Source organism: Williamsia muralis NBRC 105860 (genome assembly GCF_001598915.1).
Classification (GTDB): Bacteria; Actinomycetota; Actinomycetes; order Mycobacteriales; family Mycobacteriaceae; genus Williamsia; species Williamsia muralis.
The window spans coordinates 938,617-964,608 of sequence record NZ_BDAP01000001.1 but is presented as its reverse complement, the minus strand read 5'-3'; the positions used below and the strand labels follow the sequence as shown (position 1 = coordinate 964,608).

26 protein-coding genes are annotated in these 25,992 nt (G+C 65.1%); 8 read left to right on the top strand and 18 right to left on the bottom strand.

Features of this window, described 5'->3' with window-relative positions; genetic code table 11:
* Positions 1 to 57: 57 nt before the first annotated feature.
* The 3 genes from WIMU1_RS04700 (at position 58) to WIMU1_RS04690 (ending at position 3,278) form a co-directional block, all read left to right on the top strand.
* Positions 58 to 1,332, top strand: coding sequence for an outer membrane protein assembly factor BamB family protein (locus WIMU1_RS04700; RefSeq protein WP_158599286.1), 1,275 nt, complete (start codon positions 58 to 60; stop codon positions 1,330 to 1,332).
* Between the two features lie 120 nt (positions 1,333 to 1,452).
* Positions 1,453 to 1,962 carry an RNA polymerase sigma factor gene (locus WIMU1_RS04695; RefSeq protein ID WP_062795866.1) on the top strand — a complete coding sequence of 170 codons (510 nt, stop codon included), beginning with the start codon at positions 1,453 to 1,455 and terminating at the stop codon, positions 1,960 to 1,962.
* Complete coding sequence (locus WIMU1_RS04690; protein WP_062795302.1) at positions 1,959 to 3,278, top strand: VOC family protein; 1,320 nt, start codon at positions 1,959 to 1,961, stop codon at positions 3,276 to 3,278. The genes WIMU1_RS04695 and WIMU1_RS04690 overlap by 4 nt, the downstream gene beginning before the upstream one ends.
* A gap of 86 nt (positions 3,279 to 3,364) precedes the next feature.
* Here the strand turns inward: WIMU1_RS04690 and WIMU1_RS04685 are convergent, their stop codons facing one another.
* From WIMU1_RS04685 to WIMU1_RS04665, 5 genes are all read right to left on the bottom strand, one after another.
* Complete coding sequence (locus WIMU1_RS04685) at positions 3,365 to 4,636, bottom strand: M18 family aminopeptidase (RefSeq protein ID WP_062795301.1); 1,272 nt, start codon at positions 4,634 to 4,636, stop codon at positions 3,365 to 3,367.
* An 8-nt stretch (positions 4,637 to 4,644) separates the two neighbouring features.
* Positions 4,645 to 5,325, bottom strand: coding sequence for a phosphoribosylformylglycinamidine synthase subunit PurQ (purQ, locus tag WIMU1_RS04680; RefSeq protein WP_030173355.1), 681 nt, complete (start codon positions 5,323 to 5,325; stop codon positions 4,645 to 4,647).
* Positions 5,322 to 5,570, bottom strand: a complete 249-nt coding sequence (purS, locus tag WIMU1_RS04675; protein ID WP_030173357.1) for a phosphoribosylformylglycinamidine synthase subunit PurS — start codon at positions 5,568 to 5,570, stop codon at positions 5,322 to 5,324. Before purS ends, purQ begins: the two co-directional genes overlap by 4 nt.
* Before the next feature lie 120 nt (positions 5,571 to 5,690).
* Positions 5,691 to 6,395 carry a DUF2334 domain-containing protein gene (locus WIMU1_RS04670; RefSeq protein ID WP_062795300.1) on the bottom strand — a complete coding sequence of 235 codons (705 nt, stop codon included), beginning with the start codon at positions 6,393 to 6,395 and terminating at the stop codon, positions 5,691 to 5,693.
* A gap of 100 nt (positions 6,396 to 6,495) precedes the next feature.
* Positions 6,496 to 6,984 (bottom strand): glutathione peroxidase, encoded by a 489-nt coding sequence (locus WIMU1_RS04665; RefSeq protein WP_062795299.1) that lies wholly within the window; start codon positions 6,982 to 6,984, stop codon positions 6,496 to 6,498.
* A gap of 117 nt (positions 6,985 to 7,101) precedes the next feature.
* Between WIMU1_RS04665 and WIMU1_RS04660 the strand changes: the two genes are divergently transcribed.
* Both WIMU1_RS04660 and WIMU1_RS04655 read left to right on the top strand, forming a co-directional pair.
* Positions 7,102 to 7,629, top strand: a complete 528-nt coding sequence (locus WIMU1_RS04660) for a MarR family winged helix-turn-helix transcriptional regulator (RefSeq protein ID WP_245969116.1) — start codon at positions 7,102 to 7,104, stop codon at positions 7,627 to 7,629.
* 30 nt (positions 7,630 to 7,659) lie between these two features.
* Positions 7,660 to 9,123, top strand: coding sequence for a DHA2 family efflux MFS transporter permease subunit (locus WIMU1_RS04655; protein WP_062795298.1), 1,464 nt, complete (start codon positions 7,660 to 7,662; stop codon positions 9,121 to 9,123).
* Positions 9,124 to 9,222: 99 nt separating this feature from the next.
* Here the strand turns inward: WIMU1_RS04655 and WIMU1_RS04650 are convergent, their stop codons facing one another.
* Genes WIMU1_RS04650 through WIMU1_RS04640 form a run of 3 tightly spaced genes read right to left on the bottom strand, consistent with a single transcriptional unit; the run spans position 9,223 to position 12,673 of the window.
* Positions 9,223 to 11,343 (bottom strand): S9 family peptidase, encoded by a 2,121-nt coding sequence (locus WIMU1_RS04650; RefSeq protein WP_062795297.1) that lies wholly within the window; start codon positions 11,341 to 11,343, stop codon positions 9,223 to 9,225.
* On the bottom strand, positions 11,340 to 12,233 hold the full coding sequence (locus WIMU1_RS04645; protein ID WP_062795296.1) for a phosphoribosylaminoimidazolesuccinocarboxamide synthase: 894 nt from the start codon (positions 12,231 to 12,233) through the stop codon (positions 11,340 to 11,342). Before WIMU1_RS04645 ends, WIMU1_RS04650 begins: the two co-directional genes overlap by 4 nt.
* A gap of 53 nt (positions 12,234 to 12,286) precedes the next feature.
* Entirely contained in the window at positions 12,287 to 12,673 is a 387-nt protein-coding gene (locus WIMU1_RS04640; protein WP_062795295.1) for a DUF1304 domain-containing protein, read from the bottom strand.
* Between the two features lie 87 nt (positions 12,674 to 12,760).
* Between WIMU1_RS04640 and WIMU1_RS04635 the strand changes: the two genes are divergently transcribed.
* The gene (locus tag WIMU1_RS04635) at positions 12,761 to 13,051 is read left to right on the top strand and encodes an Rdx family protein (protein WP_062795294.1); all 291 of its coding nucleotides are present in this window, start codon (positions 12,761 to 12,763) and stop codon (positions 13,049 to 13,051) included.
* Positions 13,052 to 13,118: 67 nt separating this feature from the next.
* Here WIMU1_RS04635 and WIMU1_RS04630 read toward each other — a convergent pair whose 3' ends face one another.
* The 6 genes from WIMU1_RS04630 to WIMU1_RS04605 all read right to left on the bottom strand — a co-directional run bounded on the left by WIMU1_RS04630 (position 13,119) and on the right by WIMU1_RS04605 (position 18,151).
* The gene (locus WIMU1_RS04630; protein WP_245969117.1) at positions 13,119 to 13,631 is read right to left on the bottom strand and encodes a pyridoxamine 5'-phosphate oxidase family protein; all 513 of its coding nucleotides are present in this window, start codon (positions 13,629 to 13,631) and stop codon (positions 13,119 to 13,121) included.
* Entirely contained in the window at positions 13,628 to 14,077 is a 450-nt protein-coding gene (locus tag WIMU1_RS04625) for an SRPBCC family protein (protein WP_062795293.1), read from the bottom strand. Before WIMU1_RS04625 ends, WIMU1_RS04630 begins: the two co-directional genes overlap by 4 nt.
* Positions 14,074 to 14,421 carry an ArsR/SmtB family transcription factor gene (locus WIMU1_RS04620; RefSeq protein WP_023957415.1) on the bottom strand — a complete coding sequence of 116 codons (348 nt, stop codon included), beginning with the start codon at positions 14,419 to 14,421 and terminating at the stop codon, positions 14,074 to 14,076. Before WIMU1_RS04620 ends, WIMU1_RS04625 begins: the two co-directional genes overlap by 4 nt.
* A 387-nt stretch (positions 14,422 to 14,808) precedes the next feature.
* The gene (gene purB / locus WIMU1_RS04615) at positions 14,809 to 16,257 is read right to left on the bottom strand and encodes an adenylosuccinate lyase (RefSeq protein ID WP_062795292.1); all 1,449 of its coding nucleotides are present in this window, start codon (positions 16,255 to 16,257) and stop codon (positions 14,809 to 14,811) included.
* Positions 16,258 to 16,315: 58 nt separating this feature from the next.
* Positions 16,316 to 16,915, bottom strand: a complete 600-nt coding sequence (locus WIMU1_RS04610) for a TetR/AcrR family transcriptional regulator (RefSeq protein WP_084247990.1) — start codon at positions 16,913 to 16,915, stop codon at positions 16,316 to 16,318.
* An 84-nt stretch (positions 16,916 to 16,999) separates the two neighbouring features.
* Positions 17,000 to 18,151 (bottom strand): pyridoxal phosphate-dependent aminotransferase, encoded by a 1,152-nt coding sequence (locus WIMU1_RS04605; protein WP_062795290.1) that lies wholly within the window; start codon positions 18,149 to 18,151, stop codon positions 17,000 to 17,002.
* A gap of 90 nt (positions 18,152 to 18,241) precedes the next feature.
* On the opposite strand from WIMU1_RS04605, the gene WIMU1_RS04600 reads away from it, so the two are divergent.
* Positions 18,242 to 19,207, top strand: coding sequence for an alpha/beta hydrolase (locus WIMU1_RS04600; RefSeq protein ID WP_062795863.1), 966 nt, complete (start codon positions 18,242 to 18,244; stop codon positions 19,205 to 19,207).
* 18 nt (positions 19,208 to 19,225) lie between these two features.
* Here WIMU1_RS04600 and purD read toward each other — a convergent pair whose 3' ends face one another.
* The 4 genes from purD to WIMU1_RS04580 all read right to left on the bottom strand — a co-directional run bounded on the left by purD (position 19,226) and on the right by WIMU1_RS04580 (position 25,319).
* Complete coding sequence (gene purD / locus WIMU1_RS04595; RefSeq protein WP_062795289.1) at positions 19,226 to 20,476, bottom strand: phosphoribosylamine--glycine ligase; 1,251 nt, start codon at positions 20,474 to 20,476, stop codon at positions 19,226 to 19,228.
* A gap of 26 nt (positions 20,477 to 20,502) precedes the next feature.
* Entirely contained in the window at positions 20,503 to 21,792 is a 1,290-nt protein-coding gene (locus tag WIMU1_RS04590; protein ID WP_245969118.1) for a low temperature requirement protein A, read from the bottom strand.
* Positions 21,793 to 21,873: 81 nt separating this feature from the next.
* Entirely contained in the window at positions 21,874 to 24,048 is a 2,175-nt protein-coding gene (locus WIMU1_RS04585; RefSeq protein WP_062795288.1) for an ArnT family glycosyltransferase, read from the bottom strand.
* Positions 24,045 to 25,319: a bifunctional glycosyltransferase family 2/GtrA family protein gene (locus WIMU1_RS04580; RefSeq protein WP_062795287.1), complete on the bottom strand. Its 1,275-nt coding sequence runs from the start codon at positions 25,317 to 25,319 to the stop codon at positions 24,045 to 24,047. The genes WIMU1_RS04585 and WIMU1_RS04580 overlap by 4 nt, the downstream gene beginning before the upstream one ends.
* Before the next feature lie 237 nt (positions 25,320 to 25,556).
* Here WIMU1_RS04580 and WIMU1_RS04575 point away from each other — a divergent pair, with 237 nt between their 5' ends.
* The gene (locus WIMU1_RS04575) at positions 25,557 to 25,982 is read left to right on the top strand and encodes an HIT family protein (RefSeq protein ID WP_023957423.1); all 426 of its coding nucleotides are present in this window, start codon (positions 25,557 to 25,559) and stop codon (positions 25,980 to 25,982) included.
* The last annotated feature ends 10 nt before the right edge of the window (positions 25,983 to 25,992 follow it).

Sequence of the window (25,992 nt, the reverse complement as noted above, 5' to 3'; positions counted from 1 at the left end):
GTGTCGTGGGCCGATGTTCACCCTGGTCGGTATGGGTGTCGTGATTGGATGGACGACATGCCCAAACGCCGATCCATGCCCGGAATCGGATCCGTAGTGTTCCTGCTGTCCGTCGCGATGGTTGTGTCCGTCGGTCTGGTGTTCTCGGTCAACCCGACCGCTGACGCCACGGCGTACGGCAACGGTCAGCTCCGTTCGTACCCGAACTCACCAGAAGAGCGGTGGAGCCTGGACCTCACCAGCATGCAGACCTACGGGGAGGGCGACACCCCGGAAGTGGTGGGCACATTCGGTGACGTCTGGTTGGTGGCCTATCCGTCGGGGCTCGGCAACACCTATTCGGCAATCGACCACCGCACCGGTGAACAGTTGTGGGATACGCCGATCGACGCCGGGCTGGGTTCTTGCGCGATCAACGGCAGCGGCGAGGTGGGATGCGCCCTGAATCTGGCGGACCAGCCAGACGGGTTCTATCTCGCAGACCTGACAACCGGCCAACTGCGAGATTTCTCGCCCGACAACGACACTCAGTCGGTGGCGGGTGTGGGGCCGGACTTCCTCCGGGTCAACGGGTCCGGCTATCAGGTCACCCGTAACAAGCCCGACGGCACACAGCTCTGGGCCCGCTCATTTGCGGCGGCGGCGAAGACAGAGGTCGACGGCGAACTCGTGGTGATCAGCGCGTCGGACGGTTCCAAGCACGTCATCGATCCGGCGACAGGGGCCGACAAGTTCGGTTGCGCGTCGTGCGATCTGCGCATCTATCCCACCGGTGTGGCCCTGCAGTTCACCGATGCCGGATCCCCTCGCGTCGAGTTCTATACGCGTGGCGGAACCCGGACCTCCGTGAACGAGGGGCAACAGTTGGTGTCGGGACCGGCAGTCCTCGCTGTGACCACCGGGTCCGGCCCGGGGCAGGTCATGCAGACCCAGGGCGCCTACTCGGTCTTCGACCCCGCTCAGAAGGACAAACTGTGGCAGGTCACCGATCCCGAGCTGTCGAAGGTGGCCTCGCGCCCGTGCGGCTCCGTGGTCGCTTTCGCCCGCAAGGACGGAAGTCGGTCGATCCTCGACCTGCGGACCGGGGAGAAGGTGGGCGAGGTCCCGCGCCCCGAACCGGGACAGCCCGGTACCAACATCGACTACCTCACGTGCGTCGGCCAGGGCGAGGACACCGCAGTGTTCGGCAACGCGGGTGAGCTCACGGCCTTCAACATCGGTGACGGATCCGTTGCCTGGCAGCGGTCGGTAGTCGGTGGGCAAGCCGCCATCGTCGACGGATATCTCGTGCTCGAGGAGGGCACCACCCTCTCGCTCCTGGCGCCGTCGTAAAAAAGTTTCGCCAGAGGCCGTCGGAAAACGCCCCGCCGGGACGACTATGAGGATGTGAGCGGCACAGCGGGGAGCACATCGAATCGGCCGGACGGTGGACCACCGTCGGCCGGGCGAACTCTGCTCGACCTGTACGACGAGGCGCTGCCGGCCGTGTACGGGTACCTGCTGCGGCGAACACGTGACACCAGCGTGGCCGAAGATCTCACCTCGGAGACGTTTCTGGCCGCGATGGACAACGCACGTGGCGTGGACGCTTCCGAACCGTCCATCCCATGGCTCATCGGCGTCGCCAGACACAAACTGGCAGATCACTGGCGTCGCATGCAACGCACCCCGACACCCGTCGACGAGGTGCGCGACGACCCGGCCGACGACGAATGGGACGTTCATCTGGACCGTTTGGTGGCCGAGTACACCCTCGCCCAGCTGTCGACCACGCACCGGGCAGTGCTGACCCTGCGGTACGTCGACGACTGCACGGTCGGTCAATGCGCGGAGCTGTTGGGCCGCACCGTCGCGGCCACAGAGGCGCTGCTCACCCGGGCCAAGCGGGCCTTCCGCACGGCCTATCCCGACACCAACGATCCCAGTCCCACGTCGCTGCGACCGAGAGGAGGCCGGTCATGAACCCAGACCTCGACCCGTTCACCGCACTGGCCGCAGACGATGTTCCGGTCGCGCCCGACCCCGCCTTCGCCCGCCGATTGCGAACGCGGCTCGAACGGGGACTGGACCTACCCGAAGGAGTGACCATGTCCACAGATGTCTTGCCCGAACCCCTCGATGCCGCCGAGTCAGTCGGTGTCACCGAATCTCGCAGTCCTGCAACGCCTTCGATTGTCGAGCGCCCCGGCGCGTTGCCCTACCTCACCGTCGCCGACCCCGGCGCAGCCATCGAGTGGTACACCGAGCATCTCGGTGCGCAATTGCGTGGTGAGCTGATCGTGATGGACGACGGGAAGATCGGCCACGCCGAACTCCTGATCGGCGGCGGGGTCATCTACCTTGCCGGCGAGTTCGCCGAGCTCGGCCTCAAGGCCCCTGCGCCACAATCTGTCTCGGTCTCGCTGATGTTGCCGGTGCCCGACACCGATGTCGCGGTGCGCAGGGCTGCCGACGGTGGTGCAACCGTGCAGCGCGAACCGTACGAAGGCTACGGATCACGGACCGGATCGATCATCGACCCGTTCGGCCACCGCTGGATGCTGACGGGCCCTTCCACGTCCCCTGTCCCGGAACGGAACCCGGTGGAGGGGATCCGACGCGGCGATCTCGGTTACTGCTCGCTGTGGACCACCGACGTCGATCGGGCCGCCCGCTTCTACAATTCGGTCCTTGGCTGGGAGTTCGACTCGGAGACGGGTCAGGTCACCAACCTCGCGCAACGGTTGGGCATCTTCTCTGTTCCCGGGAATCCGACGATGCTGTGCGCGTACGCCGTTGACGACCTGGACAGGGCCCGGGCAGACATCGCCGCCGCCGGCGGTTCCACCGGCGAGGTGCAACAGCTCCCCTTCGGCGAATTGCTCGACGCCGTCGACAACCAGGGAGTCGCCTTTGCCGTGTACCGACCGAACGGCGACGATCCGCGTCCTCCGGTGAACGGCACAGGTCATGGCGAACTGACGTACATGACCCACTACACCTCGGACAGTTCTCGGTGGCGCGACTTCTACGGTCGGGTGCTGGGCTGGAGTTTCACCGGTGGCACGATCGACGACGGCTGGGAAGTGGTGGACGGCCACCCGATGACGGGCATCGCCGGCGGACAGGACCATTCGCTGTCGGTGCCGATGTGGGTGGTCGATGACATCGAAACTGCCGTCGAACGAGTTCGCGCGGCCGGCGGCATGGTCATCGAAGGCCCCGCACGGCAGTCCTACGCCATCTCCGCCGAATGCCTCGACGATCAGGGCAGCCCGTTCTGGTTGGCGCAGTACTGACCTCGCCGGTCACACACCCTCCGACTTCGACCTCATCCTCCGGCTGCAACCGGAGGATCTGGCCGAAGTCGGAGGGATCTGGGCCGTCAGGGGTTCAGGAAGGCCGCCAGTGCGGCCGAGTACATTCCCACGTCGGCCGTTCCCATCAGCTCGCGGGCGCTGTGCATCGCGAGCTGCGGGGCACCGACATCAACGGTGGTCAAACCGGTTCGGGTGGCGGTGATCGGGCCGATGGTGGACCCGCATGGCAGGTCCGCGCGGTGCACGTAGCGCTGCAGTGGTACGCCGGCCTGCTCCGCGGCCACCGCGAACAGCGCTTCGCCTTCGGCATCGCTGGCGTAACGCAGGTTCTGGTTGACCTTCAGCACCGGCCCTCCGTTGATGGAGATCTGATGTGCCGGTTCGTGGCGCTCGGGGTAATTGGGATGGGTGGCATGGGCCATGTCACCGGAGGCGCACGCACTCATCGACATCGACCGCAGATAGTCCTCACGAGAACCACCGCCCGCCAACACGATTCGCTCGAGCACCGTGGGCAGCAATTCCGACGCGGCGCCCCGATCCGAACCACTGCCGACCTCTTCGTGGTCGAACAGGGCGAGCACCGGAATGTACTGTCCGACGCTACCTTCGACAACATCGACGAGCGCGCGGGTACCGGCGTAGCAGGTTCCCTGGTTGTCCAGGCGGGGTGCGCTCAGCAGGTCGTCATTGACCCCGACCACTCGGCTCGGCGCCAGGTCGTGGGTCATCAACTCCCAACCGAGGAGCTGGTCCACGCTCGCCTCTGCCTGTGCGGCAATCCATTCCATGAAGCCGGGGCCGCTCTCACCCACCGACCAGATGGCGTTGACGTGCCGCTGCGGATCGAGCGTCACACCGGCCCGGTCCTCGGAGAGATGTATCGCGAGCTGTGGGACCCGCAGAACAGGTTCGTCGATCTTGATCAGCCGGCGGCGGAGCCCTTTCGAGTCACGGATCGCCAGCCGACCGGATATGCCCAGATCGCGGTCGAGCCACGAATTGAGCAGTGCGCCACCGTACTTCTCCAAACCCACCATCGACAGGCCGGCCGAACGGAGACCGGGGTTCTGCTTCACCCGGAGGTTGGGGCTATCGGTATGACCCCCGACGATCCGGAAACTGCGTCCCGGTCCACTGCTGTCCCAGGCGACGATCGAGCCCCCGCGCATCACGTAGTGCCGCCCGGGTTTGCTCGGCCACTGATGCTCTTCGCTCAGCTCGCGAAAACCTGCCGCCTCGAGCGCCTTGGCCACCGATTCACACACGTGGAACGGCGATGGCGATGCGTCGACGAACCTACCCAGTCCGGCCGCGTCGGCCGAGGTGGTCACCATGGTTGTGCTCAGGCCGTGGTGAGTACTGCGTCGAGAGCGGAGTAGAACAACCCGAGGCCGTCGTCACTCGGTCCGGTCAGCGCTTCGGTGGCGTGTTCGGGATGCGGCATCAGGCCCACCACGCGCCCGTTGGCGCTGGCGATTCCGGCGATGTCGCGCATCGAGCCGTTCGGGTTGTCGCCGGCGTAACGGAACACCACGCGGCCTTCACCTTCGAGTTCGTCGAGCACTGCCTCGGAGGCGACGAAACGGCCTTCACCCGATTTGAGCGGGATGAGGATCTCTGCGCCCGGCTCGAAACGGCTGCTCCACGACGAAGCGGTCGATTCGACCTTCAGCCATTGGTCGCGACACAGGAAGTGCAGTCCGTTGTTGCGGGTGAGTGCCCCCGGCAACAGCCCGGCTTCGCACAGCACCTGAAAGCCGTTGCAGATTCCGAGAATCGGCATTCCCTTGCCTGCAGCCTCGACCAGAGCACCCATCACGGGGGCAAACCTGGCGATCGCGCCGGCGCGCAGGTAGTCGCCGTAGGAGAAGCCACCGGGAACCACAACGGCGTCCACGCCTTGCAGGTCGCCGTCGCCGTGCCACAGTTCCACCGGCTCGCCACCGGCCAGGCGCACCGCGCGCGCGGCATCGATGTCGTCGAGCGACCCGGGGAACGTGATGACCCCGACGCGGGCCGTCACGATGCGGCCTCTTGCACCCGGGTCACCGAGTAGTCCTCGATGACGGTGTTGGCCAGCAACTCTGCCGCGATGCGGTCGAGCGCTTCGTCATCCACCGAATCGTCCACTTCCAGTTCGAAACGCTTGCCCTGGCGCACGTCGGCGATGCCGTCGAACCCCAATCGGCCCAGCGCGCCGCTGATCGCCTGACCCTGCGGATCCAGGATCTCGGCTTTGGGCATCACGTCAACTACCACTCGAGCCACTTGGGCGCTCCTCTTCAGCTGCGGTTTTCAGCCGTCACTCTACCGGCAATCGCTTGATGGACCGGCCCCGGAGGTTCCCGGCTCGAACTGGCCCTGGAGTCTCGGCGTCGACTTCCTGTCTCAGGCAGCCCGTCGCAGCGCGGTCGACGTCAGGTTGCGGTACGTCACCGGCTGCGCGCCGTGGAGCAAGGCGAGGTCGATGCAGTCGAAAACGGCTTTGCCCGTCACCGGCTCGCCGAGGTGTTTGGCCGCCACCGAGAGCCGGACCACTCCGCCGCGGCGCGCCACCCGGACGGTGTTGCGGACGAGGAGCCGGCACCACCATGACTCGGCCGAGAAGCCGTCGCCGATACCGAGGACTCGCGCCTTGGTGGACGTCCCGGTCATCACGTCTTCGATGCTGGTGAAGCCCAGGTTGGTACGGAATCCGCGACCGGCCAGGGCGGAACGAGCCCCCGGCGACGCATTCCACCGGGGTGCGGCGAAGATCCGGGTGCGCAGTCCGATCTGCTCGAGCATCCTGTCGGCGGCCAGCAATCGCAGACCGGCCTCATGCGCTCCGAGTTCGGCGAATTCGGCTCGCCGGCGGCGGCTGGGTACCTGGTTGTACCCGTGCAGGACGATCGCGTCGTCGCCGCTGCGTCGTTCGCGTAGCCATGCGCAGGTATCGGCATCCTCGGCCAGGCGGTAGCCGCCCTTGAGACGAGGCGCGGCGAGGAACGACAGCGGCACATCCCGCGTGGCCACCTCATCGGCGAAGGCCTGGACCTGCGCAAGGGTGGTGTCACGGATACCGGAAACCGACACGATCAGTTGTCCTGCCACGGCGCCCAGTATTGCGGGCACAGGTGGTCAGCCGGTTGCCCTCAGGTGGACAACACGCAAAATCAGCGCCGGCGACCGTCCCGGCACACGCCGGATCCCGCTATCCGAGCGTGCGCTCGATGGCCTCGACAACTTCGGTCGCCTCCGGCTCGGTACGCGGGCGGAACCGTCCGACAACCTCACCGTCCGCGCTGAGCAGGAACTTCTCGAAGTTCCACTGGATGTCACCGGCTTCGCCCTCAGCATCTGACGCCTTGGTGAGTTCGGAGTACAGCGGGTGGCGGTCGTCGCCGTTGACGTCGGTCTTCTCCAGCAGCGGAAACGTCACTCCGTAGGTCGTCGAGCAGAACGTGGCGATCTCCTCGGGGGTACCGGGCTCCTGCCCCATGAACTGGTTGCAGGGCACACCCACCACGGTCAGGCCACGATCGCGGTAGTTCTCGGCCAACTTCTCCAGGCCGGCGTACTGCGGCGTCAGACCACACTTGCTGGCAACGTTCACCACGAGGACGGGGCCGCCGAACTCTCCGAGAGTGGTCGAGTCGCCGGACAGTGTGCGCAGGGGAATGTTCTTGATGTCGGTGGTCATTCACACAGGCTACGACGATGACGGCTTCCGGTGGCGGCAGTCGGGCGCAGCCCATGTAACCGAAAACACAGTTGGTTGCGCTGGTGTCAATAGTTGCGTCGGCGTTACCGTTAGCCAGTGTCACAATCAGGCGGGGTCGAAGAGACCTTTCGAACAGTGCACGAGTTCCTGACCCGGTTGTCCTGCGCACTCGACGCCGACGCGATGGATGACCTCATCGAGACAGACTTGGGCTTCACCCATTACAAGGCTCTGCTGATCCTCAGCCGGCACGGTAATGCGCTGTCGGTCAACGAGTTGGCAGACGAGCTCCACCTGTCCCTTGCTGCCGCCGGACGCGCCGTCGACAAGCTGGTCGGTCTTTCCATGGTGTCGAGACGCGAAGACGAGCACGACCGCCGGATCAAGAGGGTCTCGCTTGCCGAAGGTGGCGAAAAAGCAGTTGCGTTGAGCATCCGGCGTCGAGAAAACTCGGTGCGTGATGTGATCGCGAAACTCCCGAGCGACTTGCGCGCTGATCTCAACAGTGCCCTGCTCCCCATCCTCGCCGGCGACTATCTGAGCACGCCGATGTGCCCGGACGATGTCCGCACTGGTTCTGCCACACAGGGTTTGGCGGCCGCCATCTCGGCCGCCGCCCGATAGACATTCGAACACGATCGAGAAAGTGACCCCATGACCTCACCGTCAACTACGTCGAGTGCGAGCGACAAGCTCGATCCGGCAGTGATCAAGATCGCTGCCGTGGTCGTGCTCGGCGCAATCATGTCGATTCTCGACACCACGGTTGTGTCCGTGGCGCAGAACACATTCCAAGATGAGTTCAGCACCGACCAGGCCGGTTCGGCGTGGACGATGACCGGTTACACGCTGGCCCTGGCCGCGGTCATCCCGCTGTCGAGCTGGGCCGCCGCACGTTTCGGCACCAAGAAGGTCTATCTGACGTCGCTGGTGCTGTTCGTCCTGGGCTCGGTGCTGTGTGCGCTGGCCTGGAGTATCGGCACCCTGGTCATCTTCCGGGTGCTCCAAGGTTTCGGCGGCGGCATGCTGATGCCGGTCGGCATGATGATCCTGACCAAGGCGGCAGGCCCGGCTCGGGTCGGGTCGGTGATGGCAGTGCTCGGCATCCCGATGCTCCTCGGCCCCATCCTCGGGCCGATCATCGGCGGCGCCCTGATCGAGTACGCCAGCTGGCACTGGATCTTCCTGATCAACGTCCCGATCGGTGCACTCGCCTTCGCGTACTCCTACTGGATCCTGCCCAAGGACAACGAGACGTCGCGCCCGACGTTCGACTTCGTCGGACTGCTCCTGCTGTCTCCCGGTCTGGCGCTGTTCCTCTACGGCATCTCCTCGAGTACCGAAGAGGGCACCTTCATGACCGCAAAGGTGCTGATACCGGCCGTGATCGGAGCAATCCTGGTTGCCGGGTTCATCGTGCATGCCCTGCGTGCACGCAACCCTCTGCTGGACCTGCGACTGTTCACCAACAGCAAGTTGTCGTGGTCGGTGGTGACCATGTCGCTGTTCATGATCGCGTTCTTCGGTGCGATGTTGCTGTTCCCGCAGTACTACATCGGCGTCCGCGGCGAGACCACGCTCTTGACCGGGCTGCTCATCGCACCTCAGGGCATCGGAGCCATGCTCACCATGCCGATTGCAGGTCGGCTGACCGACAAGCACGGCCCCGGGAAGATGGTGGTCCCCGGCATCGTCCTGATCGCAATCGGACTCGGCGTCTTCATCTTCATCGGCGCCGACACCTCGTACTGGCTCCTCGGCGCGGCTCTGTTCGTCCAGGGCCTCGGCATGGGTATGACGATGATGCCCATCATGTCCGCCGCGCTGGCAACACTCAATCCGGCTCAGGTTCCCGACGGTTCGACTCTCATGAACGTTGTGCAGCAGGCCGCAGGGTCGGTGGGTACCGCGGTCATCTCGGTGATCTTGGCCAACAACGTCAAGGGCGCGGTCGAGAGCGGCGGCGACATCGCCGGAGCCTTCGGTGACACGTTCATCGTGTCGGTCGGGCTGATCGTGCTGACGCTGATCCCAGCGTTCTTCCTGCCGCGCAAGCGGATAGTGCACGACGCGGTCGATGCCGACACCGAGGCGAAGACCCCGGTGATCATGCACTGACCGCCTGGACGCACAGTTCAGGTATCGCAAGCAGTTCAGATCAAACAAACGGCGCGACCCGGCACCAGCCGGGTCGCGCCGTTTGTTGCAGTCCAGTTCTCAGACGGCGCCCGTCTGACGCAGCACCCACGCGTACTCGAAGGCGACTTCTTCCCACTGCTTGTAACGGCCACTGACACCACCGTGTCCGGCCTTCATCTCGGTCTTCAACAGGATCGGCGCATCTCCGGTTGTGCTGTCCTGCAGCCGGGCAACCCATTTCGCCGCCTCGGTGTAGAGGACGCGGGTGTCGTTGAGCGAGGTGACCGCCAGGATCTGCGGGTACGGCTTGGCGTCGACGTTCTCATATGGAGAGTACGACTTCATGTACTCGTAGACCGTCTTGTCTGCCAACGGGTTTCCCCACTCGTCCCACTCGATGACGGTGAGTGGCAACGACGGATCGAGGATGGACGTCAGCGGGTCCACGAACGGGACCACCGCGAGTATGCCGTTGAACAGCTCGGGCGCCAGGTTCGCGACCGCTCCGATCAGCAGGCCACCGGCGCTGCCGCCCTCACCGACCAACTGCTCGGGGGTGGTGACACCGGTCTCGATCAGATGTTGTGCAGCGGCAACAAAATCGGTGAAGGTGTTCTTCTTGGTGAGGGTCTTACCTGTCTCGTACCAATGCCGGCCCATCTCGCCGCCACCGCGGATATGGGCGATGACAAACACGACGCCGCGGTCGAGCAACGACAACCGTGAAATCGAGAATCCTGGATCGTTGCTCGATTCATAGGAGCCGTATCCGTACAGCAACGTGGGCGCGGGCCCGTCGGCGTGTTCACGGCGCCGGATCACCGACAGTGGGATCTTGGTGCCGTCACTTGCCGTGGCCCAATCACGGTACTGCTCATAATCGGCCGGGTCGAAGTCGCCGAGCACCTGCTGACGTTTCAGCAGTGTCCGTTCGCCGGTCGCGACGTCGAGATCGAACACCTCTGTGGGGTTGATGAAGCTCGTGTACCCGATGCGCAGCCGCGGGGCCGCCCATTCGGGGTTGCCGCCGAGTCCGGCCGAGTAGAGCTCCTCATCGAACGAGACCTCGACGAATTCCGGGGTACCGCTGCCGTCGAGTTGCGCGATGGACAACCGCGGCAACGCTTCTCGCCGATAGCTCAGGACCAGCTGGCCGGCGAAGGCGTCGACATCCTCGATCCGGACCTCCGGGTCGTGCGGGACCAGCACCCGGGTGTCGGTGGGATCGGTGACGGGCGCGTCGAGCAGCTCGAAGTTCTCGGCGTTCTTGTTGTGCAGGATCAGGAAGCGATCCCGTCCGTCGATCACGGCGTGCTCCACTCCGTACTCGACTCCCTCTTCACGGGGCCACACCACGGTGAACTCGCCGGTCGGGTCGGCAGCGTCGAGAATCCGGACTTCGGTGGTGATCTTCGAACCGAGCGTGATCATCAGGTACTTGTCGCTGCGGGTTCCACCAATCCCCACCCAGTACTGCTCGTCGGGCTCGTGAAACACCTTGACGTCGGGCGTACCTGCACCGAGGTCGTGACGCCAGACGGTGTCGGGCCGCCATGCCTCGTCGACGGTCTGATAGAAGACGTGGTTGCCATCGAGCGACCACAGTGCGCCCGGCGCGGTGTCACGGATCTCGTCGGCGAGCAGTTCACCGGTGCGAAGGTCCTTGAACCGCATGGTGTATCGCTCGTCACCAGCTGTGTCGACGCTGTACGCCAGCAGATTGCCGTCTTCGCTCACCGAGAGCGCACCGAGACTGAAGAAGTCGGTGCCCTCGGCCTCGACGTTGGAGTCGAGGAGGATCTCCTCCCCCGGCACACTCTGACCGGGCTCGACCGTCGGCGGCGTCCAGTCGTCGGGGCCGGCGATCGGGCACCGCGCCCTGAGTGCGTACTGCTTGCCCTCTTCGGTACGTGCGTAATACCAGTACTGACCGCGTCGCGTCGGCACCGACATGTCGGTTTCCTGAGTGCGGCCCTTGATCTCGTTGTAGATGTCCGCGCGGAGATCAGCGAGGTCGGCGGTGTGCGCGGTGGTGTACTCGTTCTGTTGTTCGAGGAATGCGATGACCTCTGGATCCTCTTTGTCGCGCAACCACTCGTAGTGGTCGATCACGGTGTCTCCGTGGTGTTTGCGCTCGAACGGGATCTTCTTCGCGACGGGCGGCGCGCCTGCTGCTGCGTCCTGCGAGGTGTCGGTCACTGCTCTCCCTTCGGCCAGTCATCGAATGACAGACCTGAAATACGTTCGTAGGCTTCGATGTAGCGGTCACGGGTACGTTGCGCGACGTCGTCCGGCAACGGAGGCGGGGGATTGTCTGCATCGCGGTCCCACCCGGAGTCGGGGCCGGTGAGCCAGTTGCGGACGATTTGTTTGTCGAAACTGGGCTGCACCATGCCGGCTCGATAGTTCGCCGCGTCCCAGTACCGCGAACTGTCCGGTGTCAAGACCTCGTCGGCGAGGACAACAGTGCCCTCTTCATCGAGGCCGAACTCGAACTTGGTGTCGGCTAGAATGATTCCACGCTCTGCCGCCAGCTCAGATCCCCGCGAGTAGATGTCGAGGGTGAGGTCTCTGAGCTTTTGCGCGAGCGTTTCGCCGACAGTGGCAACCACCGCGTCGAAGCTGACGTTCTCGTCGTGCTGGCCGATGTCTGCCTTGGTCGCGGGGGTGAAGATCGGTTCGGGGAGTCTGCTCGACTCCTCGAGCCCCTCCGGGAGGGCGATTCCGCAGACCGAGCCGGTGGCGATGTAGTCGAGGAGGCCGGACCCGGTCAGGTACCCGCGCGCGACACACTCGACGGGGAGCATGTCGAGCTTCTTGACCACGAGCGCTCGGCCCACCAGTTCGGCGGGGATACGACTGTCGGTCGGATCGCCCGCCAGGTGGTTGGGAACGCCCAGCGCACCGAAGTAGTAGACGCTCATCGCGGTGAGAACCCGGCCCTTGTCAGGGATGGGCGTGGGCAAGATGTGGTCGAAGGCAGAGATCCGGTCGGACGCCACCATCAGCATCGTCTGCTCGTCGATCGAATAGAGGTCACGTACCTTTCCGGCCGCGAGATGTTCGTAGGACTCCAGGCTCGGACGCATGGTTTTCAGGCTAGTCGGGCGGGCACGCCATTCGACGTCCAGGGCAGGTGGCGCTAGAACACCAGGCCGGCAGCAAGAGCCGCGACGCCGATTGCCGGCGGCGTCAGCTGGATCAGCGCCGAACGCCCCTTCTCGGGCGACGAGATCAACAGAACGAGACCCGCGGCAACCATCGACCCAGCGCCGGCGAACACCAGCGCAGCTCCGGCATCGGCGTGATCGACAAGGGTCAACACGATCCCGACAGCGGTGACGATCGCCAGGAACAGGTTGTAGAACCCTTGATTGAAGGCCATCTCCTTGGTCGCTTCGGCTTCCTCGGCCGTGGTTCCGAAGGTCTTGCGGGTTGCCGGCGCCGTCCAACGCAGCGATTCGAGCACAAAGATGTACACGTGGATGAGTGCCGCAATCGCGGTGAATACAAGGCCTACTACCGTCACGTCGTCGTCCCGTCCGAAGTCATCTGGTCTTCGCTACCGCTGTCGGCACGAATATCCGCCGACTGCGAAGACTGCCACAATGAACCGGTGAGCACATCGGCTGCATCGGTCACCATCACTTACTGCACTCAGTGCAACTGGGTACTTCGGGCGTCGTGGATGGCAACTGAGTTGCTGAACACCTTCGGAACCGAACTGGGGTCGGTGACCCTGGTGCCAGGTACCGGCGGCGTGTTCACCATCGAGGTCGACGGACGGTTGATATGGGAGCGCAAGCGCGACAACGGCTTTCCGGACATCGCCACTCTGAAGAAACTCGTGCGCGACATCGCGGTGCCGGATTGGAACCTCGGACACGCCGATACCGCGGCCGACTAGTACTCCACATCGCCTGAGCCCGCCTTCGAAAGCGCGTTCCCAATCATTCCGGGAGCCTTCGACGACCTCAACTCGGAGCGCTCATCGCGGCCGGGGCCGCTCCTGGAAAACGCGTCTGGAAGTCGAGTACGCCCACCCAGGTCGGAATCACCCCGATGCGATGCATGGTCGCGCCATCGGCACGCAACCCGTCGAAGTAGGCATCGGCCTGTGCCGGTGGCATATCCCGGCGCATGACGAGCTCGTATTCGGGCACGATGCCGTCGACGTCGGTGACCACCGCATCGCCTCGCAACAGCAGGACGTGGGGTGTGGCTGACACCGTGTCGATCGTGATCGCCACTGCCGGTCGCCTACGAAGCGCTGCAACTTTTGCGGCACCGGTGAACGTGGCCATGACCAATTCGGTACCTGTCCACCAGTGATTCATGGGGAAGACCCGCGGGCTGCCGTCGGCCGCCACATAAGCGAGCCGAGCAGGCGAGGCGAGGCTGAGGAGTTCGCGGGCCACGTCCGTCTCGAGCAGTCCGATGTCGCCCTGTGGGAGCGCATTCGGGTCGTTGTGCGCCGCGCTTGTCACCGGACTTCCACCAGTCGGCGCAAGTTGTCGAAGCAGCTGTTCCATCCACCGCGGGCACCGTCTTCCGGACTCAGCGGTCCCGGCGCGAGGAGGTGGAAGGTCATGGTTGTGGTGCCCGGCGTTGTTTCTTCGAAGGTCACCGTGCAGACGGACACGCTGTCGGTGTTCGTCGGGTCGCCCCAGGTGAATACGAGGCGGTCTGGTGCCGAGACCTCCTGATACACACCACCTGTGGCGAACTCCTCACCGTCAGGGCTGATCATCACTCCGCCATAGCTGCCGCCTGGTCGTGCATCGCCATGCATGCGATCACGTGGCATGGTGAAACCCTCGGGGCCCATCCATTGCGCAGCCTGGTCGTTGTCGACCCAGGCGTTGAATACCACCTCCGGAGTGGCAGCGAACTCTCTGACGATCGTGAACTCGCGAGTTGCCGTGTCTGTCATGGTGTTTCCTTTCCCTGGCCGGACCCGGTGATCCGGTTGATGTGTTGTTCGAGACGGTCGAAACTGCCGTCCCAGAAACGGCGATAGCCGGCGAGCCAGTCGCTGGCCGCCGCCAACGGCTCGGCTTCGAGGGAACACGGTCGCCACTGCGCGTCGCGGCCCCGCGAGATGAGTCCGGCACGTTCCAGAACCTTGAGGTGTTTGGACACCGCCGCCAAACTCATGTCGAACGGCTCGGCCAGCGCCGACACCGTCGCCTCACCTTCCGCGAGCCGAGCCAGCAGAGCCCGTCGCGTGGGGTCGGCGAGCGCCGCGAACACGGCACTGAGTTGATCGTCCGACACGTCGTTCTCCCTTATTCAACCAACTGGTTATGAACCAGTGGGTTGAATACTACGGACTCGGGAGTGACTGTCAACCCGTTCAGGCTTCTATAGGCGCGCACGAACTCCGACTTCGGCTAGGACCTCCGGTTGCAACCGGAGGAACTCCACGAAGTCGGAGGGTCTGCGTGAACCGCAACCCAGGCCCGCCAAAGCCTCCGACTTCGGCCAGAAACTCCGGTTGCAACCGGAGGTAGTCGACGAAGTCGGAGGGTCTACGCAACCCGCAGCCCGGGCCCACAGCAGAACCTCCGACTCCAGCCAAACGCGCCGGTTGCAACCGGAGGAAGTCGACGGAGTCGGAGGGTCTGCACAGCCGGCCGACCAAGGCCACAGCAGGCGAAACGGTCAGAGAATAGGGGCCGGCGCATAGCCGGCGGCGTCGGGATATTGATCGACGAGTTTGCCCACCTGAGCGACGACGTCGGCCACCTGGTGCTCTGCAGCGCCGATGAATGCCGATTTGTCGGCCAGCGCAGCGTCGAGCCCGGCGCGGTCGAGAGGGATCCTGTCGTCGGCGGCCAGTCGGTCCAGCAGGTCGGGATCGCGACCGTCTTCGCGCATGGCGAGGGCCACGGCGACGGCATTCTCCTTGATCGCCTCGTGCGCGACCTCGCGACCGACGCCTGCACGAACCGAGGCGATGAGGACCTTTGTGGTCGCCAGGAACGGCAGGTACCGGTCGAGTTCCTTGGCGATCACAGCCGGGTAGGCACCGAACTCGGCGAGCACCGTCAGGAACGTCTCGAGCAGTCCGTCGATGGCGAAGAAGGCGTCGGGCAATGCCACGCGGCGCACCACCGAACAGAACACGTCGCCCTCGTTCCACTGCGCACCGGCCAGTTCCGCAGCCATCGATCCGTAGCCGCGGAGCACCACGGCGAGCCCGTTCACCCGCTCGCAGCTGCGGGTGTTCATCTTGTGCGGCATCGCCGAACTGCCGACCTGCCCTGCCTGGAAACCTTCGGTGACCAGCTCATGGCCTGCCATCAGGCGAATCGTGTGAGCCAACGACGAAGGGCCGGCAGCCACCTGTACCAGCGCCGAGACCACGTCGTGGTCGAGCGATCGCGGGTAGACCTGACCCACCGACGTCAGCGACTTCGAGAACCCGAGGTGGTCGGCCACCTTCGACTCCAGCTGGGACAGTTTGTCGACGTCTCCGTCGAGCAGGTCGAGCATGTCCTGACTGGTGCCCATCGGGCCCTTGATGCCGCGGAGCGGATAGCGGTCGATCAGCTCGCGCAAGCGGGTGAGCGCGATGAGCAGTTCGTCGGCCGCCGATGCGAATCGCTTGCCGAGGGTGGTGGCCTGCGCCGCGACGTTGTGGCTGCGACCGGCCATCACCAGCGTGGAGTACTGGGCGGCCCGGTCGGCCAAGCGTGCCGCGGTGGCGACACCGTGTGCGTGTACGTGCTCGAGCGACCGCAGGATCTGCAATTGCTCGACGTTCTCGGTGAGGTCGCGGCTGGTCATCCCCTTGTGGATGTGCTCGTGGCCGGCGAGGGCGTTGAACTCCTCGATGCGCGCCTTCACGTCGTGGCGGGTGACCCGTTCACGGTCGGCGATGGAGGCAAGGTCGATCTGATCGAGCACACGTTCGTAGTCGGCGATCGCCTCATCGGGCACATCGACGCCCAGTTCCTGCTGCGCTTTGAGGACGGCGACCCACAGTTGCCGCTCCAGGACGATCTTGTGATCGGCAGACCACAAGCGCACCAGATCTGCCGACGCATAGCGACCGGCCAGGACGTTCGAGACCCGCGGCTTCTCGGTCGGCGATTTTGTTTCAGACACGCCTCATTATGCGACATGTCCGCCACGGCCCCCTCACATGGCGGTCACGACCGGCGCATTACACCGCGGCGACGGGTGCGAGTTGGTCGATGACCTCGCTCAGGGCGGTGCGGGTCACCTTGACCACGTCCTCCACCGAGTCAGCAAGGGCCCCGATCACCACACCGTCCTCGACAGCCATCAACTGCTCGATCCCACTGGGATCGGTGCTGCGGCCCGACTTCTCGAGAACCTCGAAATGGGTGTTACGCAACGTGTTTCGGTGGTCGATGAGAACCTGTTGCAGTCGCGGCACCCGCGCACTGAGAACAACTGACTCGAACCGGCAGGTCAGACGCTCTCGCGACGTGTCCTCCCCGATGAAGACATCGGCAAGCACTTCGGCCGTCGCCTCGGCCCCGCGGCGACGCCGGGTCAGCCCCCGGCCCCTCTCGATGATCGCATCGCAATCATTCGCACAGGCGGACGCCACTGCCTCGGCAACCAAATCCTCAAGTGAGGCAAAGTAATACGTCGTGGAGGCAAGCGGAAGCTGCGCTCGGTCGGCCACCGCCCGATGTCGGACGGCGTCAAAACCGCCCTCCAGAAACAATTCCCCGGCGGCGGCGATCAATCGCGCCCTTCGGCGCGTCCCCTTGGGGGTCGCTGCTGCTCTCACCCCGCCATGGTGGCAAAGGGCACGCGGCGGCGGGATCGTTTCGGCAAAAAACTGACCTCCGGCAAGGATTTCAGTGATGCTCGATCAGCTGAGAACCGGACGGAGGAGTTGCAGCGCCCGCTCGATCTCGTCGGTCGCGCCGGCGAAACTCATCCGCACGGTTCGGTGTCCCTTGCGGGTGTCGAAGTCCAGGCCCGGCGCCATGGCGACCCCCGTCTGCTCGAGCACGCCTTCACACCAGCCCAGCGAATCGTCGGTGATCGCACCGACATCGGCGTACACATAGAACGCCCCGTCGGGAGGTGCCACGTCGGTGATGCCGAGCGCGGCGAGGCCGCCCACCAACAACTCACGATTTCGCGCGTAACGCCGCACGTGCCCGTCCAGTTCGGCACGTGACTCGGGGGTGAACGCTGCGACCGCGGCGTGCTGGCTGATGGTCGGTGGACAGATCGTCATGTTCGCCGTGAGTCGCTCGACGGGCCGACGCAGAGGTTCAGGCACCAACATCCAGCCCAGTCGCCAGCCGGTCATACAGAAGTATTTCGACACCGAACCCATCACCACCGACTGGCGCGACGTCTCCCATGCGCATGAGGTGGGCCGCCCGTAACTGATGCCGTGATAGATCTCGTCCGAGATGAGCAACGTGCCGTGGGCGTCGCACCAGGCGGCGAGATCGGCGAGTTCCTCGGGCGCGAGGATTGTCCCGGTGGGGTTCGCGGGGCTGGCGACGATCAATCCGGCCGGCGGCCGGTCGAGTTGTTCGAGCATGTCGACCGTCGGCTGAAACCGCGTTTCGGGACCACAATCGAGTTCGAGTACCTGGCAACCCAGCGCCGAAAGCGTGTTGCGGTATGCCGGATAACCCGGCCGGGCCATAGCGACCGTGTCGCCTGCATCAAAAGCAGCGAGGAAGATCAGGGTGAATGCACCGGATGAGCCCGTGGTGATCACGACGTCGTCCGCACTCACCTCCACTGCATAGGTGTCGCGGTGATGCGCCGCGATCGCCTCGCGCAGCGGCGCGATACCGAGCGACTCGGTGTAGCCCAGCGGAGAGGCATGCAAGGCGGCCGCGGTGGCCTCGAGGACCGGCGCCGGAGCCGGGGTCGAGGGCTGACCGGCGGCCAACGACACGACGTCGAGGCCGCGGGCCCGTCGTTTGGCGATCGCTGCCAGCACGTCCATCACATGGAACATCTCGACCTGGGATCTGTCCGATTGCGACCGCATCTGTCGAAGTTAGCGCCTGCCGTAAACGACATCGCGTCAGAGGGTCGAACGGTCGTTCGGCGCCGGGCCGCAGGTACCGTGTATCTCGCAATGACTACCACAGGCAACCGCTTCCAGCGACCCGGAAGCAACGACGACGGCGCTTCCGGACTCGCCGATCTGGTGATACCCCGTCGTTCCCTGCTCACGGCCGGTGCCGGCCTGGGCGCCATGGGGCTGCTGGCAGCGTGCGCGTCGGGTGACGGTTCGAAGCGCGTGGCACCTCAGCCGGCCCGCGCGGACGAACCCAAGACCACCTCCACTGCGCCGACTGTTCCGCAGAGTGGGACGGCCGAGATGTTCAGTGGCAGCTTCGTCTCCGCCAAAATGCTTGGACGTCAAACAAATTGGATTGTCGCACGGCCGGCCGGTGTCACCGGCGAGTTGCCGGTGGTGGTGGTGCTGCACGCGCTGAACACCGACCAGAGGGCGGCTTTCGGCGGGGGTCTGGAGATGCAGAACCTGATGCAGGACTGGGTGAACCAGGGCAATGCGCCGTTTGCCCTCGCCGCCGTGGATGCCGCGCGCAGTTACTATCACCCCCGCGCCGATGGCACCGACGGCGGCGCGATGGTGCTCGACGAGTTCCTGCCACTGCTCGACGGCACCCCCGAACTCCAGCTGCGCACCGATCGCATCGGATTCTTCGGCTGGTCCATGGGCGGCTACGGCGCACTGCGCCTGGGTGCACTGCTGGGCGCACCACGGGTATCGGCCATCGCAGTCAGCTCCCCCGCGCTATGGGGCGACCCCTCGACCTACCCACCGCGAGCCTTCGACAGTCTCGCCGACTACCAGGCCAATTCGCTTTTCGGGCAACAAGATTCGTTCATGAAGATCCCACTGCTGATCGAGTGTGGATCCAGCGACCAGTTCTTCACCTACACCCGGCAATGGATGGCGGGCCTGCGGCCACCACCGGCCTTCGGCACCTCACCCGGCGGACACACCAACCGATACTGGCGCGGCGTCCTGCCCGGGCAGGTCGCGTTTCTAGGCCGAAACCTCGCGGCCTGACCTGCGTGCCGGCGGCAGTCAAACAGAGATACGGCCTTCTTCGGCTGCCAGGCCGATGTCGCGGCGGTAGTGCGCACCCGCCAGCTTGACTCCCGACAGTCGCTCGTAAGCCTGGGCCCGTGCGGCTGCCAGGTCTTCTCCGACACCGACAACGCTGAGCACGCGCCCGCCACTGGAGACCACGGATCCGTCGACCGATGCGGTACCGGCGTGCAGCACGCCCTCCGCGTCGGCACCGGTGATCGGATCGCCCGTACGGGGTCGACCCGGGTAGTTCTCGGCTGCCAGCACCACGGTGACGGCGGCCCCGGGCTCCCACTCCAGGGGCGGCAGCTGGTCCAGGTGCCCTGTCGCGGTGGCGTTGAGGGCAACGCCCAGCGGTGACTTGAGTAGAGCCAGAACCGCCTGGGTCTCGGGATCGCCGAAGCGACAATTGAATTCGACCACTGCCGGTCCGTCTGCGCCGATGGCCAGACCGGCATAGAGCAGTCCCGAGAACGGGATCCCGCGACGGGCCAACTCCGCCGCGACCGGCGCGACGACCTCGTCGACGATGCGCGTGGTCATCTCCTCGGGCAGCCACGGCAACGGCGTATAGGCGCCCATGCCACCGGTGTTCGGCCCCGCGTCGCCATCGCCGACCCGCTTGTGGTCCTGGGCGGGCAACAGTGGAACCACCGTCTCACCGTCGACCAGGCAGAAGAGCGACACCTCGGGGCCGTCGAGGAACGACTCCAGCAGTACCGGGTGGCCGCTCTCGAGAAGATCGGCCGCGTGGGCGCGGGCGGCAACGCGGTCGGCGGTGACCACCACGCCCTTACCTGCGGCAAGGCCGTCGTCTTTGACAACCCAGGTGGGACCGAACCGGTCGAGGGCGGCATCGAGCCGGGCCGGACTGTCGACGATCTCGCTGTGCGCCGTACGCACGCCGGCAGCGGCCATCACATCTTTGGCAAAGGCCTTGGAGCCCTCGATCTTTGCTGCCTGCTCACCCGGCCCGAAGGTTGCGAATCCGGCTGCCCGCAGAGCGTCCGCAACACCGACCACCAAGGGGACCTCGGGGCCGATGACCACCAGGTCTGCCTCGATCTCCCGGGCCAGCGACACCACGGCGTCCGACGAGACGATGTCGACCGCATGATTGGTGGCCACAGCTGCGGTGCCGGGATTGCCGGGGGCAACATGCAGATCGGTGACCGAGGGGTCGCGGTCCAGGCCCAATACGAGGGCGTGTTCGCGGCCGCCCGATCCGATGACGAGTACTCGCACGTGCCAGACCTTACCGTCCGCCGCGATCAGCGCGAACCGGCCACCAAAGCCTCGAGTGCCTTCTTGCGTCCTTCACTGCCGAGTCGCTCGTCGACCACGATGCAGAGTGCCGGCGCCAGGGCGATCACCACAAGACACGTCACCACGGACACCCCGTTTGCTGCCAGCACCACCGCGACCGCCAGGATGGCGCCCGACCCGACGGCCAACGCCACATTGGTTCGATCGAAGCCCAGCAGGAATCCGTACAGCAGGAAGACCGACCCGATGAAGACCCCGACGGGCAGCACCACGGACGCCACCGCGGCCAATTCGCTGATCGTCGCCTTGTGTTCGATGAACAGTGCCGCAACGTGAAGTCCCGCGCCCATCATCGCGATCGACATGAAGACGATGATGTGGAAGTACCCGAAGACAAACGCTTTGCCGCGCTGAAGGTGCAGGGCGTGGCCGGCCGGAACGATGAAGTAGACCCACCACATGCCGAACGTGATGCCGACTCCCGCGAGGCCGAGGATCGCCGTCTCCAGAGTCCATCCGGCCGAGTGGACCACCGCCTGCAGCGCCACGGTGGTGCCGACGATGCCTTCGCCCAAGGTGATGATCGCGAGCAGACCGTACCGCTCCGCGATGTGATGGGCGTGCCACGGCGTTGTGCCCTCATCGCCGATGTTCTCGGCGATCGCCGGCACCGCCATCTCGCAGACGACCAGCACCCCGATCACCAGCAGGGTCTGCAGAAGGGTGGTGTCGAGGAAGATGGCCCCAATCCAGGCAATCTGCACAACACTGATGCCGACTGCGTACGTGAGGCAGGTTCGACGGTAGTCCGGGCTGCTCAGGGCGGCGCGGACCCATTGGAGCACCATGGCCAGGCGCATCACCACATACCCGAGGACGAGCACGCGGTTGTCGACGACACCGCCCTCGTCCACCGACGCGAACAGCGGCTCGATGCCCAGGGCGAGGATGAGGACACCAACCATCTGCAGCATCGTCGTCAGGCGATACACCCAATCGTCGGTGTCGAATGCCGAAGCGAACCAGGTGAAGTTGATCCATGCCCACACCGCCGCGAACGTGCAGAACACGAACCCGATCACGGCGGTCTTGTAATGCCCTTCGGCGACGAAGTGCGCAACCTCGCTTCCGGCGAACGCGAAGGCCACCACAAATGTGAGATCGAAGAACAACTCGAGGCTGGTGGCCGCGCGACCGTCCTCATGCGGATCGCGACCGCGCATGCGGGTCACCCGGTGCCTGAGTTGGGCGACACCCGCGGTGGCCGGTCGGACGTTGCTCTCGGGCTCGCTCATGTCGGAGACACCTTCTCTGTCAGGCTGTCCTTTTCGCCGAACAGCACTGCGAGCTTAGAAGAAGGTGCCTCCGATCGTTGATCAGGCGGGCGCGGTGAGGTCGTAGAGCGTCACGCCGTCCACTGTTGTACTGGCGAAGTTGGCCTTCACCCACTCGGTGATGTCCGATCCGGTGCCGCTGCCCATCATGCCCCCGCCGCTCATGCCGCCCATCATGCCGCCGCCTGTGGCGATGAAGTAGTGGATCTCGCCGTCCTGCACGTACTTCTGGAACTCCGCGAGCGTCGGAGACGGGTCGCTGCCGTTGAAGCCACCGATCGGCATCACCGCATGCTCGGTCGCGAGCTGGTAGCCCGAGGCACTGTTCGAGCCGATGGCGGCCGCGACCCACGTGTAGTCGCCGGCATCGGTGTTCAGCAACGCCACCAGCTCATCGCTCGGTCGCGAGCCCTGCAGTAGACCGCCGCCGGTACCGCCCATACCTCCTGGCCCGCCGAACAGCTCGAACGTACCGTCCTGCGGCGCTTGGGTGCCCGCTTGCCCGGGGGTCATGGTGCGGCCCTGACCGTTGGGCATCCCCGGCGCGGTTCCCTGATTGTTCGACATGCCGGGAGGCATGCCACCGCCTGCCGCACCCCGGCCCATTCGCATACCGCCACCTGGACCGAACCCTCCTTGCGAGGAGGGGCCGGCGCTCGGGATCGATCCCGAGCGTGCGCTGCTCACCGTGTCGATGGCGTATGCGGCCGGCCCCGCGAGCGCCAGGACAACCGCGACCAGAGCCGCGACCAGCGCGCTGCGCCGCGCCGCGGTGTTCCGCAGATTCGATAGGAGCAGACCCAGCGCAGCGATGATCGAGCCGACGAGGACGACATATCTCAGCCACGGCATGAAGTCGGCGGATCGATCGAGCAACACGAAAGACATGATGCCGGTCACCAACGCCGCCGCAGCGAGAACTACCGGAACCCAGCGCTTCTCGCGTCGGCGCCAGCACTCCACCGCACCGGCGCCCACCAGAGCGGCAACGGCCGGCGCAAGCGCCACCGTGTAGTACGCGTGGAAGATCCCCGCCATGAAACTGAAGACCGCCATCGTCGTGATCAGCCACAGGCCCCAGACGACCAGCAGTGCGCGGCGACCGTCGGTTCGGGACCCTCTGCCGCGCAACGCGATCGCAGCCATTCCCAGGATGAGCGCGGCCGGGATCAGCCACGCGATCTGACCACCCTGGCCTGATTCGAACATACGGGTGACACCGGTTTCGCCCCACATCCCGCCACCTCCGCCGGGGCCGGTGAACGTCGCGCCACCGGGCGCGGCGAGTTCATTGACGCCTCCTGCGGCCGGGGCACCGAACCGTTCGGCCATTCCGCCTCCGCCCGGGCTCACGCTACCGGTCTCATTCCCGTTGAGACGTCCGAAACCGTTGTAGCCCAACGTGAGTTCCAGAATGGAGTTGTTCTGCGATCCACCGATGTAGGGCCGCGAGTCCTTGGGCCACAATTCCACGGCCAACACCCACCATCCGGCCGACACGATCATGGCGCCGAGGGCAGCGAAGAGATGGCCGAGTCTCTTGAGCCAGGTCTTCTGCCCGAACGCGATGTAGGTCAACGCGAGCGGCGGTATCACCAGGAACACCTGCATCTGTTTGGTGAGGAACCCGAAGCCGACGAACACTCCCGTCAGGATCATCCAGCGTATCCGCCCGTCGTCGATCGCTTTCAGTGTCGCCCACACCGCGGCGATCATCAGCAGCACCAGCAACGCGTCGGGATTGTTGAATCGAAACATCAACGCCGCCACAGGGGTCAGCGCAAGCGCCCCACCGGCTATCAGCCCACCCACCGGGCCGAATCGCTTACGCACGATCCAGTACAGCAGCGCCACCGATGCGACACCCATGAGTGCCTGCGGAGCGATGATCGACCACGAGTTCAACCCGAAAACGCGGACGGAGATCCCCGGGATCCACAACGACATCGGTGGCTTGTCCACCGTGATCGAGTTGGCGGCATCCGATGACCCGAAGAACCAGGCCTTCCATGACTGGGACCCCGCTTGGATGGCCGCCGAATAGAACGAGTTGGCCCAGCCATTGATACTCAGGTTCCACAGGTAGAGCAGGCCGGTGGCGACAACAAGGATCGCGAAGGCGGGCCATTCCCACCGTGGGTGGGTCGACACCCCGGATGTCGAATCGGGGGCATCGGGAGCCGGATCGGCCGGCGGTCGATCAATGAGCACAGTCATGCCGAGACCTCTTTCACAGTGCGGTGCGATGCGCGGAACACCCAGCGGAAGCCGAGAAACCGCAGGATCGTGGCAGCGAGGTTGGCCGCCACGAGCACGGACAACTCGACGTTCTTGGACGCGTCCGGAACCCAGATGTGCAGCACCAGAAGCGATCCGGCCGTGAAACCCCAACCGAACACGAAGATCGCGATCCCCTGGAGATGGTGCTTGGCGGCATTGTCCCGTCCGCGCACCCGAAAGGTGAACGCGCGGTTGGCGGCGGTGTTGAACACGGCCGTGATCAGCAACGACAAGAAGTTGGCCGGCTGTGCCCCGACGAACGAATGCAGGGCCAGGTAGAGCATGGCGTATGCGATGGTGGAGGCCACCCCGACCACACAGAACCTGGCCAGTTGACCCACCATCCCACGCGGCACCCCGGTCACCTGGGGGCCGGGATCGTTGCGGCCGAAGCTGTCCCGGAGATCTGACACCGGCAGCCGTCCACTCGCGAGAGCTCGTCCGACACGCCAACAACCCTTCACGTCCTCGGTGGCCGTCTTCACTATGTCGACCTTGCTGGCCGGGTCGTCCACCCAGTCCACCGGCACCTCGGCGATCCGGAGCCCGGCCCGCTGTGCGATGACAAGCATCTCGGTGTCGAAGAACCAGCCTGTGTCATCGACCATCGGCAGCAGACGCCGAGCCACGTCGGAGCGAATCGCCTTGAATCCGCACTGTGCGTCCGAGAAACTCGCCCCCATCGTGGTGCGGAGCAGCAGGTTGTAGCCACGAGAGATGAACTCTCGCTTCGGCCCTCGAACCACCCGCGACGAGCGGGTCAGCCGAGAGCCGATCGCCAGATCCGAATGTCCCGACACCAGCGGCGCAATCAACGGCAGCAGCGCATTGAGGTCGGTCGACAGGTCGACGTCCATATACGCGACCACACGTGCGTCGCTGTCCTGCCACATCGCTTTGAGTGCCCGGCCCCGACCCTTCGCGTCGAGATGCGCCACGCGCACCCGCCGCCCGTCATCGATCACCGCAGCCAGGCGGCAGGCAATCTGCAACGTGGCATCGGTGCTGGCGTTGTCCGCGATGGTGATCCTGGCCGAGTAGGGCATCTGGGTGTTCAGGTACTCGGCGAGCTGTTGCACACACCTGCCCAGGTCGAGCTCCTCATTGAAGACCGGCAAAACTATGTCGAGAACGGGTCCTGGCGGCGTGTGGTCGAACACGATTGCGGCGGTCTCGATCGGCGCATCGTCGAGGGTGTCTGCTGTCATGGCACACACTCTGGAATCCGGACCTGCCGCAAACCTCGGGCGTAGCTGTCAAAAAGCTGTGTTCATCTGGCTCGCTCCGCTCGCTTTGTCGGCGTGGCCATCGGGCGGTTACTCTTCCCTTCTCCTCACATCGCTGCGCTCGTTCGTCGGCAGTCCAGATCAACCGCGGCCACACCTCCGGCTTCGCTTCGGCTGCGTAGCGAGTCGCGATATCGCACGTACCAATATGCTCATCCCATGGCATCGGTCTTCAGCATGATCATCAACGGCGACATCCCCGGACGGTTCGTGTGGAAGGACGACGACGTGGTGTCGTTCTTGACCATCAACCCCGTCACCGACGGTCACCTGCTGGTGGTGCCGCGCCAAGAGGTCGACCACTGGGAAAGCGTTGATCCTGAGCTGTTCGGAAAGATCAACACAGTGGCGCAGACCGTCGGCCAGGCCGTGAAGGAAGCGTTCGACGCGCCGCGGATGGGTTTGCTCATCGCCGGACTGGAGGTTCCGCACCTGCACGTCCACGTGTTCCCGGCCTGGCAGCTCGAGACCTTCGACCTCGCCACCGCCGACAAGGACCCCGACCCCGCGGCCCTGGATGCGGTTGCCGACAAGATCCGGGCAAAGCTACGCGAACTCGGTCATACCGATCACGTGGCCGACTGACCCTCCGGGT